The following is a 9,537-nucleotide window of genomic DNA, read 5'->3' on the forward strand; positions in this document are numbered from 1 at the left end:
GTATTAGGCACGCCGCCAGCGTTCGTCCTGAGCCAGGATCAAACTCTCCAAGAAAGTTGATGTAGCTCGAATTTTACGATGGCTTCACTTCAATAAATGAAATGAATAATTATTGTTTGTTGACGTTTTTGTTTGTTTAGTTTTCAAAGAACAATTTATCTTTTTTTATCATTCGCTCAGAAGCGACTTTATTATTATACTAAGATATCAACTTAAAAGTCAACAACTTTTTTCACGAAAGATGAAATTTAAATTTGAATATAATCTCTAAAAACAAGGTTTTTAAAGTTGCTTTTATATCTTAACTCCGCTCATGTAATTTTGCAATAAAAATTTTCACCTTTTTAAAGATTTTCTAATAACTCATTAAAGAATAAAAAAATACACGAGATAAAACTCCCATGTATTAGAACTTACTATTTAATTCTTCCCTGCAAAATTAACCTATTTCAAAAGAAACTCACGATTCCATACTCCGTCCCTCGCCAGGTGCTTATGGACTTTTCTGCCCGTCGTAATACCACTCTCGATTGCCCCGTCAATAAATCCTGCCCAGCCATTTGCATATGTAGTCCCGGCCAAAAATACATTATTTTCAGGTGTATTCCATTCTTTATGATAGGAAGTTAGCTGGTTAGGTTTCAACATCGGCCATGTTTCTCTAGAAAACTCATCATTTACCCAATCATGGCCCGTGCTCTCTATTACTTCAATATCCGGAATCCAATGCTGTAATGCCAACTCTACTCCAGCCCTGTCATTCGGGTTAAGCATGGCCGCGCTTGGACCAAATCCCACCACAATCGTGTCTTCCCCTAAATAACGATCTACATGAACAGAATTCAACGGATATTTTCCAGGTGCCAGAGCATCAAATGGTTCGTATTTCCCCTTCACTTGTGCCCAAACTTTCACTCCTTTAGCAGTTTGACCCTCTTTAGAAGAAGCTTGTTTTTCCCGAGACAGGGCCGGAACAAAATCGATATCCTGCAGCGTTGAAAGCGGAACGGTAACAATAACAGCTTTTCCTTTGAAAGAATTCCCGTCTGATGTAGAAACCTTCACTGATTTTTCATCATGCTCAATTTTTTTCACAATCGTTGAGAGTCTTATATCAGCCTTTGCATCGGCAGCCATTGCCTCGATTAATGCTTTAGTTCCTTTTTTCAAGCGGTAACTGGATATCATCGCACTATGGGTATCCCAATTCCCTTGTGAAAAAATCCACCAGCGGAAGATTTGTGTCACAGCACCCTCTTCAGGTGCACCGCAGTAATCGGAGGCCACCCAACCGTGCAAAATGTCATATTCCTCTTGCGTGAGGCCAAAATCCTTCATAAACTGGGCCGCAGTAACCCCATCCAATTCTTTAAAATCAGGGGAATGTAAAGGGTCAAATGGCAATGGCATATATTTCATGCTCTCGCTCATTAACCTTTCAACTGTATTTCTCAGCTTATTTTTAAAATCGGACACCGGAGTACATTGGGTTTTACCTTCTGAAATCCAATATACCTTTTCAGTTTTTGGACCAGTAGCTAGTTCCAGGCCATAGCGGGTGATTTCTGTCCAAACATGCGGCTGATGCCAATGAACATAGGTTCCGCCCATTTCAAGCTCAAATCCCAAACGGCTATCAACCCATGTCCTTCCGCCGATCCGGTCCCGCGCCTCCAGTATCAGGACTTTATGTCCTAATTGACTAAGTTCTCTTGCAGCGGTAAGTCCAGAAAATCCACCACCCACTATAATAACATCGTAATCTTTTAAATTTCCCATTCTTCAATCCTCCCAATACAATAATTAGATTTTCTCTGTCTCTATACCAATGGCTTTAGTTTCTTGATGAATTGGAAGCATAATTTTTCTGCGTTTGAACCAAAGGTAATAATATAAGTAGCAGGCAGCAATAAACCCAAAACCCCAATATAATGAGGAACGTTGTGTGGGATCAAATGCCATAAAGCCAAAAATGAATAAGCACATAATAATACACAGAATCGGAACAAATGGATAGAATCGAACCTTATATTTTAAATCTTCAACTTTACCGCCATTTTTCATGTATTGCTTTCGGAAACCCATTTGGGCAACTGCAATGGTTAACCATGTCAGTGTTCCGCCTATTCCACTAACAGCAAGCAGCACAACAAATAAGGTATCAGCAGCAACCACACTTGAAAGAAGGGATAGTAGTGCAAAAACTAAGGTTACTAATAATGCATTAAATGGGATCCCACGTTTGTTTATTTTTCCAAGCGCTTTTGGAGCCATTCCATTTTCCGCCAACGAAAACATTACCCGTGTACAAGCAAACAATCCAGTATTACCAACGGAAAGAATCGCCGTTAAAATAACGAAATTCATAATATCAGCGGCATAAGGAATTCCTACCATATCAAAAACGGTAACAAACGGGCTTTCAAGAACGCCTGCTTTTTTCCATGGAACAAGGGCAGATAAAACAAACATTGCCAGCACATAAAATATTAAAATACGGAAAACAATATTTCGAATCGCCCGTGGGATATTTTTTTCCGGCTCTTCCGTTTCCCCTGCGGCGACCCCCATTATTTCCGACCCTTGAAAAGCATAAATTACACTCATCATCGATACAAAAATACCGACCATACCGGCAGGGAATAGCCCATCACCAAGGAAATGGGTTAAATATGGTGTGGATGCATGTTTAAGATGTATAACGCCAAAAATTGCTCCTAACCCAACAATAATGAACATAAGCACCGCAAAAACTTTAATCCCTGCAAACCAATACTCTGTTTCAGCGAACGTTTTTGTTGTAAGTGAGTTGATTGAAAAGAGAAGGATGATAAAGATTGCACACCAAATCCAGACAGGAACATCCGGAAACCATCGTTTCATTAATACTCCTGCAGCGGTAAATTCAAGTCCTACATACATTGCCCAACTCAACCAGTAAACCCAGCCAACTACGAAACCTGTAGCTGGACCAATAAATTTTGTCGCATGGGCTTGGAAAGATCCCGAAACAGGCATGACCACTGATAATTCCCCTAAACAAACCATGACCAAATACATGAGTAAGCCTCCGACTAAATATGCCAAGATAGCTCCAAATGGACCGGCCTCACCGATTGCGTACCCAGACCCGAGAAAAAGTCCTGTTCCAATGATTCCTCCTAAAGACATCATAAACAAATGCCTGCTCTTCATCGTCCGTTTTAATTCCACTTGCTTTTCGTTTTTATTGACCATTCTCTCACCTATCTTCCACAAAAAAATTTTCATTACGGAAGCGCTTACACAGTGGTGATGATTATGCGATAGAAACTATCTCTTAATAAGTCTTGGATGGATTTACAGATTGCAGTGGGAGGACGGTTTCTAAATCCCTCTGCATCAGCAAATGAAATTGATGAACCAAGTTTTCAGTAAGGGAAAATCTACCTTGAGTATAGACACCTGTTTCGATTCCTTTTTGCACCACTTCACAAATATCCAGATCCTCTTTTCTTACCAATTGATCCATTGCCATTAATTCTTCCTCTTCTTCGGTAATTTCGTCTGTCATGAAAAATGTCGTATAAACATACTTCGTGGTTTTATGGTCAATTGGTATGGATTGGTGGATGGATAAATTTGCAGGACCAGGATCAAAAGAAAACCAAGTGTTTGGATAGAGCCAATAATATTTCCCACCTTGACCGAGTCCAAAATCACTATTTTTTCCTTTTAACGGAGTACCTTGATAAGAATAGTATTCTTGCATCTCCATCTCGTATAGTTTCATATTAAGCTTAGAAACTAGCGTTTTATGGACAATGGAGCAATGATCGCATTCTAGGTAATTATCAATCCCAATTTTCCAGTTTGATTTACAAATGGTTTCTTTTACGCGCATTCTTTTTAATTTGCTCAGATCATATTTTTCAACGTGTTTAAAGAGGTCAGGAAATTGAGATGCCATAGTAGGAGCATCGGGGTCTAAATTCACAAAAATAAAAGAATGAATGATTTCTAGTTGAATGGTTTTTAAACAAAAATCCTGGTAATCAAAATTTTCACAGCCCCCCATATTTGGCGCTCTTAAGAGGGAACCATCTGTGCGAAAGGTCCAGGCATGATAAGGGCATGTAAAGACCGATTTATTCCCTTCCCCTTCTACTAATTTAGCTGCACGATGTGTACAGACATTGTAGAAAGCTTTTATTTCTCCATCCTGCCCGCAGCTTACAATGATCGGACGATCAGCTACTTCGGTGGTAAAATAATCACCCGATTTTGATACTTGACTAATATGACCGACATACTGCCAAGTCTTGCAAAAAATTTCTCTTTTTTCTACTTCCAAAACTTCAGGCTTTGTATAGAGCCATGAGGGTAATGTATGGGCTTCACTTAAATTTTCACTAACTCTTACTTCTTTTTTGTTCATGAGCATAACCTCCTTTTTATAATTGATATCATCACAATAAGGTAATTTTAAATTAAAAATATTCTGAATCATATGTACAGTTTAACTAAAAAAATAGAAATCGGTGGTCGAGGATTTGTGTTGTTTCACTAAATTCTACGAAAGATATTGGATTTAAGGAAGAGTTTTGTGCAATCCTCCCAAAAAACTAGGATAAATTCTTACAAACTTTTATGTATAATTTACATCACTTTGTATATTGGTAATCGTAAGAGTTGAGAAATCAAAGTTTGGTCACCAACTCTTTATTTTTTGGTTGACGTTTAAACGGATTCTTTTTACAGAAAATGAGGTAAAGATTCACGCTAAGTCTGTGGAATATTTACAATTAATATAATAAAAACATTCAGGACCCAGCATAAATCTACTTGCAGGGCCCCGAAGTATTCTGTGATTACTACTGTATTTATATTACCTTCATCAGAAACCTTTTCGTCCTTTCTTCCTTTGGATGATTGAAAATCTCTTCTGAAGACCCTTGCTCGATAATGACTCCGCCATCCATAAAAATAACACGGTCCGCTACTTCTTTTGCAAATTGCATTTCATGGGTAACTACTACCATGGTCATTCCCTCTTGTGCTAGATCCTTCATTACCTGAAGAACCTCTCTTACTAGTTCAGGATCTAATGCGGATGTAGGCTCATCGTAAAGCATTACCATTGGTTTCATTGATAATGCACGTGCTATTGCCACTCGCTGTTGTTGTCCACCGGAAAGCTGCAAAGGGTAATGGTTACAACGCTCTCCCAAACCTACTTTTTCTAGAAGTGTTTGAGCCAATTTTCTTGCGTCTTCCCGATTTACACCTTGTACTACAATAGGCCCTTCCATCACATTTTCAATGGCCGTTTTATGGGGAAATAGATTAAATTGCTGAAAAACAAACCCTGTGCTTTGCCGTAATAACCTGATTTCATTTTTTCGCTTTCGGGTCAACTTTTCCCCTGCTGGTAACATATGTTTACCAATCTTAATAATCCCTTCAGAGGGTTCCTCTAAAAATGTTAAACAGCGCAAAAGTGTGGATTTCCCCGACCCGCTCGGTCCCATAAGGACCACGACTTCACTTTTATTTACGGTAAGATCGATGCCATGAAGGACCTCATGCTCACCAAATCTCTTTTTTAAATTTTGCAACTGAATAATACTCATCCTCATCACCTCCCAGTATTTTTCATTTAATTCCCAACTGTTATATGCTGAGATGTCCGTTTTTCAAGTTTGTCTAATAACCTTGAGAAAAAGGCAATAAGTACCCAATACAGTGCAGCTGCCAATAAATAAATCGTTAATGGTTCAAATGTTTTAGCAATGAGTAATGAGGACATCTGCAATAATTCTGTAACGGTAATAACCGATATTAGGGATGTATCTTTAATTAGAATGATAAATGTGTTTGACATAGTTGGAATAGCAATACGAAGACTTTGCGGCAAAATAATTCTTCTAAGGGCTTGACTATACGTCATCCCTAATGAAACAGATGCTTCCATTTGACCCTTATCAATCGATATTATGGAAGCACGGAAGGATTCAGACAAATACGCTCCCGCATTTAGACTCAACGCAAGAATTCCAGAAGGGATCGGTTCCATTTCTATACCTATTTGTGGCAGTCCATAATAAATAACGAATACTTGCACGAGTAATGGAGTTCCACGGAAAATGGAAACATAAAAGGCAGCCAATTTAACCAAAGGTTTTAAATTGGAAATCCTTGCTAATGCTGTGAAAAATCCAAGGACGAGAGCGATTAAAATGGAAACGACAGCTAAAAAAATCGTCATTAATGTAGCATTAAGTAATGCTGGCAGGGATTCGATAATAATTGAAAAATCCATGTATTTTCCTCCCGTCTAACAAACAATCAATCTGTGAAACTGTAAAAAATGTAAATCATTAATGATTTTGTATTAGGACGTCTTTTCGGAAGGCAATCTCTATTCCTAATTGTTTTAACTCTTCCATAAACGGGTTAAACCGTTCACCGATTATGACATTTTCGATTGGAACAATACCTACTTCTGTAATTTTCTTAGCAGCAATCCAGTTGGCCAGCAACATTGCCGGGATAGCAGTCGTTTTAGCCATTGAGGTAATATTTCGTTCATGATCATAAAAATCAACCATTTCCCAGGTATATTTTACCTGCTGCCAGTCTTTTTGACCGCTAACCTCTACCCTTAATACAGTAATATCCTCTTTCGATTCTCCTTTCATATTTGGAACCAATATTTTTTCTGTTAGGGCACGTGGGCTTAAATAGTTTCCATTCACTTCAATTAGTTCCTCAGCAAAAAAGCCCAATTCTTTCAAAGTATCCATCTTCCTCCAATGGCCTTCGTAGCGAACCGTTTTTTCATATAATTTTTTTACTTTATCTTTCAATGTATAGGCCGTACTATGGGCGTCCGTAATAACTGCTTCACACACCCCTACTGGTTCCGGAAAATTCACTGTTTCTAAACCTGAAAGAGGCGGGAATTCGACAAGCTTCCCATTTTCAGCAGCACGTGCAGGTCTTGTGTAAAGTCCCAACACACTTTCAAGCCGAAAAACTACTTGATACCATAAAGGAGGTTTGGGGTATCTGGGGATTCCACCGCAAATCATAACAGCTTCATCTGCTTCGTCGAGCATTTCAATTCCTTGTGCAGCTAAAAAGTTTGTAATACCTGGTGCCACCCCACACCCTGGCATGATTATGACTCCTGCATCTTTAGCCTGTTTATCTAATTCTTTTTTTTCTTCATACTTAGATCCTACCAGGTCCACTAGATGACATTTCGCCAAAATTGCCGCTTTAATAGCAGGTAAACTTAATGAATGTGGTAAACAGGCAACGGCTACATCTACATCTTGTAGAATTTTTGTAATATCTTCCACCGTTTCTAATGAAGCACATTTCCCGATAACTTTTGAATTATTAGCGATTTCCAAACATTTGTTTACACTATTTTGATTGACATCGACTGCAGTAACAGTATCAATCGTTGTAAATTTCGCAAGTTCACTCACAACGGTTGTACCAATCATTCCAGTACCTAATACAGCTGCGCGCATGGTTTTGCCCTCCTATTAGCCTATTTTTTAATTTCCCTGACTGCACATAATTATTTTTCTAAAGGTTCTGTACCAAACCATTTTTTATAAATCTGATTGTATATTCCATCCTTTTTCATATCAGCTATAATCGTATTTACTTTCTTCACAAAATCGCTATTATCTTTTTTCACAGCCATCCCAATTTCATCTTTATTTAAAATACCGCTTGTAATTTTAATTGGTAAATTTTTCGCTTTAATATTGTAACTCATTAATAACTGGTCATTAATGATTACGTCTAATCGTTTATTCATTAAGTCTGCAATATAATCGTTTACAGATTTATACAATTTAACGTTTGATCCATCTACGCTTCTAGCTACTTCCTCAAACGTCGTTCCTCCGCCTACCCCAACATTTTTCCCTTTAATATCTTCTAACTTCGTAATATTATTGGTATCCTTTCTCGTTACTAATACCGATCCTGTTACAACATATGGGCTGGTGAAGTCAACACTCTTTTTTCGTTCGTCCGTTACCGTCATTTGGCCGATAATAATATCAAATTTATCCGATTTTAACCCGCCAAGCAGACTATCCCACTTCGTAGCGACAAATTCTGTCTTTACCCCTAATCGTTTGGCAATTTCGTTTGAAATATCTACATCAAAACCATCGTACTTTTGGTTATCATTTAAAAAGTTGAAAGGTGGATAGGTTCCTTCAAATCCTACTTTTAATACTTTTGTTTTTTCTACTCTGTCTAAAACTCCATTTTTACTAGTTCCACTAGCTTCTTTCCCGCTACACGCTGCTAGGACACCGATCATCAAAAGTGCAACAATTGATAAAAGTAAACTCTTTTTCAAATAAATTCCTCCTTATATTTTGGTCGGTAACGCTCGCAACTAAAAATTCTTTACTTATCCTTTCTTTTAATTTTTGGACGACTATTTTGTTGTCCAAAATTGTAGTACAATTAATCATAGTGTATACTCGGTTAATATAGTTGTCAATGTTTTTTGAATATTTAAAATTAATAGTATGATAAAATAAAATAGAGTGGGTGAAGGATTAGATGAAGGAAAAAACAGTAGAGCAGCATGTATATAATAAACTCAGAACTGCTATATTAGCCCGTAAGCTTGCCCCAGGGAAACAATTAGTAGAACATAATATTTCAAATACTTTAGGAGTAAGCCGAACACCGATTCGAAATGCGATTAAAAAATTATCTAATGAGGGATTTGTTGATTTGATTCCCAATCGTGGTGCCTTTGTAACAAGTCCTTCCAAAGATGAGGTTATTCAAGCCTATGAACTCCGGGCAAATTTGGAATATTTGGCTGTAAAAAAATCCATGCATGTTATGGACGAAAATGATTATAATCATATAAATAGAATCATTGAAGATGAAAAAAAGAGCCTTATTAATCATAATTCTGAGGAATTTGTTGTTGCTAATAAAGCTTTTCATATTGCCATTACAAAAAAATGCGATAATAAATTTTTGAATGAGTTTATTGAAAGACTAATTAATCAAACAAATATCTATCTTATTCTTTTTGATGAATTCTTCTCGAATCCCGGGCAAGAACCATATAGCCCAGACGAACATAGATATTTACTGCAATTAATACAAAATAAAGATGAAACTGGATTAAAAATTGCCTTGGAAAACCATTTTAAACATTCAATTAACAGTATCGATATTCGATTTAATGGATACAAGGACCTAGATGAAATTTTTTAATTATGAGATTGATCCGTTGTCATACATGACAGCGGATTTTATTTTCGTGAAGGCTATTTTCGCATAGATTGTTGTTTTTCGTATAAGTTCATCAACCCGTATAACTAAATGCTTCGTGGCATCTTTTCGTAAGAACATTTGCGAAAATTGCCTAGAAACTTAAGTATTTGACCCTTATTAAGGTCCAAAAGCAACAAAGTTTACGAAAAGAGCCTTAATAAAGGAAAATTTTCATAAATATTGACGTAAATAAACCATAATGTTATTATACAGTTAATT

8 protein-coding genes are annotated in these 9,537 nt (G+C 37.2%); 1 reads left to right on the forward strand and 7 read right to left on the reverse strand.

Features of this window, described 5'->3' with window-relative positions; translation table 11 throughout:
- Positions 1 to 444 precede the first annotated feature (444 nt).
- The 7 genes from BIV60_RS03485 to BIV60_RS03515 all read right to left on the reverse strand — a co-directional run bounded on the left by BIV60_RS03485 (position 445) and on the right by BIV60_RS03515 (position 8,374).
- Entirely contained in the window at positions 445 to 1,779 is a 1,335-nt protein-coding gene (locus tag BIV60_RS03485; protein ID WP_071354330.1) for a flavin monoamine oxidase family protein, read from the reverse strand.
- A 24-nt stretch (positions 1,780 to 1,803) separates the two neighbouring features.
- Positions 1,804 to 3,237 (reverse strand): amino acid permease, encoded by a 1,434-nt coding sequence (locus BIV60_RS03490; RefSeq protein WP_071354331.1) that lies wholly within the window; start codon positions 3,235 to 3,237, stop codon positions 1,804 to 1,806.
- 82 nt (positions 3,238 to 3,319) lie between these two features.
- The gene (locus BIV60_RS03495; protein ID WP_071354332.1) at positions 3,320 to 4,417 is read right to left on the reverse strand and encodes an aromatic ring-hydroxylating oxygenase subunit alpha; all 1,098 of its coding nucleotides are present in this window, start codon (positions 4,415 to 4,417) and stop codon (positions 3,320 to 3,322) included.
- Between the two features lie 445 nt (positions 4,418 to 4,862).
- Positions 4,863 to 5,606, reverse strand: a complete 744-nt coding sequence (locus BIV60_RS03500) for an amino acid ABC transporter ATP-binding protein (protein WP_071354337.1) — start codon at positions 5,604 to 5,606, stop codon at positions 4,863 to 4,865.
- Between the two features lie 32 nt (positions 5,607 to 5,638).
- The gene (locus tag BIV60_RS03505; protein WP_071354333.1) at positions 5,639 to 6,301 is read right to left on the reverse strand and encodes an amino acid ABC transporter permease; all 663 of its coding nucleotides are present in this window, start codon (positions 6,299 to 6,301) and stop codon (positions 5,639 to 5,641) included.
- A 58-nt stretch (positions 6,302 to 6,359) separates the two neighbouring features.
- Positions 6,360 to 7,523, reverse strand: a complete 1,164-nt coding sequence (locus tag BIV60_RS03510) for a saccharopine dehydrogenase family protein (RefSeq protein WP_071354334.1) — start codon at positions 7,521 to 7,523, stop codon at positions 6,360 to 6,362.
- Positions 7,524 to 7,573: 50 nt separating this feature from the next.
- The gene (locus BIV60_RS03515; RefSeq protein ID WP_071354335.1) at positions 7,574 to 8,374 is read right to left on the reverse strand and encodes a transporter substrate-binding domain-containing protein; all 801 of its coding nucleotides are present in this window, start codon (positions 8,372 to 8,374) and stop codon (positions 7,574 to 7,576) included.
- Positions 8,375 to 8,583: 209 nt separating this feature from the next.
- On the opposite strand from BIV60_RS03515, the gene BIV60_RS03520 reads away from it, so the two are divergent.
- Entirely contained in the window at positions 8,584 to 9,258 is a 675-nt protein-coding gene (locus BIV60_RS03520) for a GntR family transcriptional regulator (protein ID WP_071354336.1), read from the forward strand.
- Positions 9,259 to 9,537: the final 279 nt, after the last annotated feature.

It is taken from the genome of Bacillus sp. MUM 116 (genome assembly GCF_001866655.1).
Classification (GTDB): Bacteria; Bacillota; Bacilli; order Bacillales; family Cytobacillaceae; genus Neobacillus.

Bases quoted from the DNA above. Each gene is read 5' to 3' on its own strand.
- BIV60_RS03485 (WP_071354330.1), bottom strand. From the start codon at position 1,779: ATGGGAAATTTAAAAGATTACGATGTTATTATAGTGGGTGGTGGATTT.
- BIV60_RS03490 (WP_071354331.1), bottom strand. From the start codon at position 3,237: ATGGTCAATAAAAACGAAAAGCAAGTGGAATTAAAACGGACGATGAAG.
- BIV60_RS03495 (WP_071354332.1), bottom strand. From the start codon at position 4,417: ATGAACAAAAAAGAAGTAAGAGTTAGTGAAAATTTAAGTGAAGCCCAT.
- BIV60_RS03505 (WP_071354333.1), bottom strand. From the start codon at position 6,301: ATGGATTTTTCAATTATTATCGAATCCCTGCCAGCATTACTTAATGCT.
- BIV60_RS03510 (WP_071354334.1), bottom strand. From the start codon at position 7,523: ATGCGCGCAGCTGTATTAGGTACTGGAATGATTGGTACAACCGTTGTG.
- BIV60_RS03520 (WP_071354336.1), top strand. From the start codon at position 8,584: ATGAAGGAAAAAACAGTAGAGCAGCATGTATATAATAAACTCAGAACT.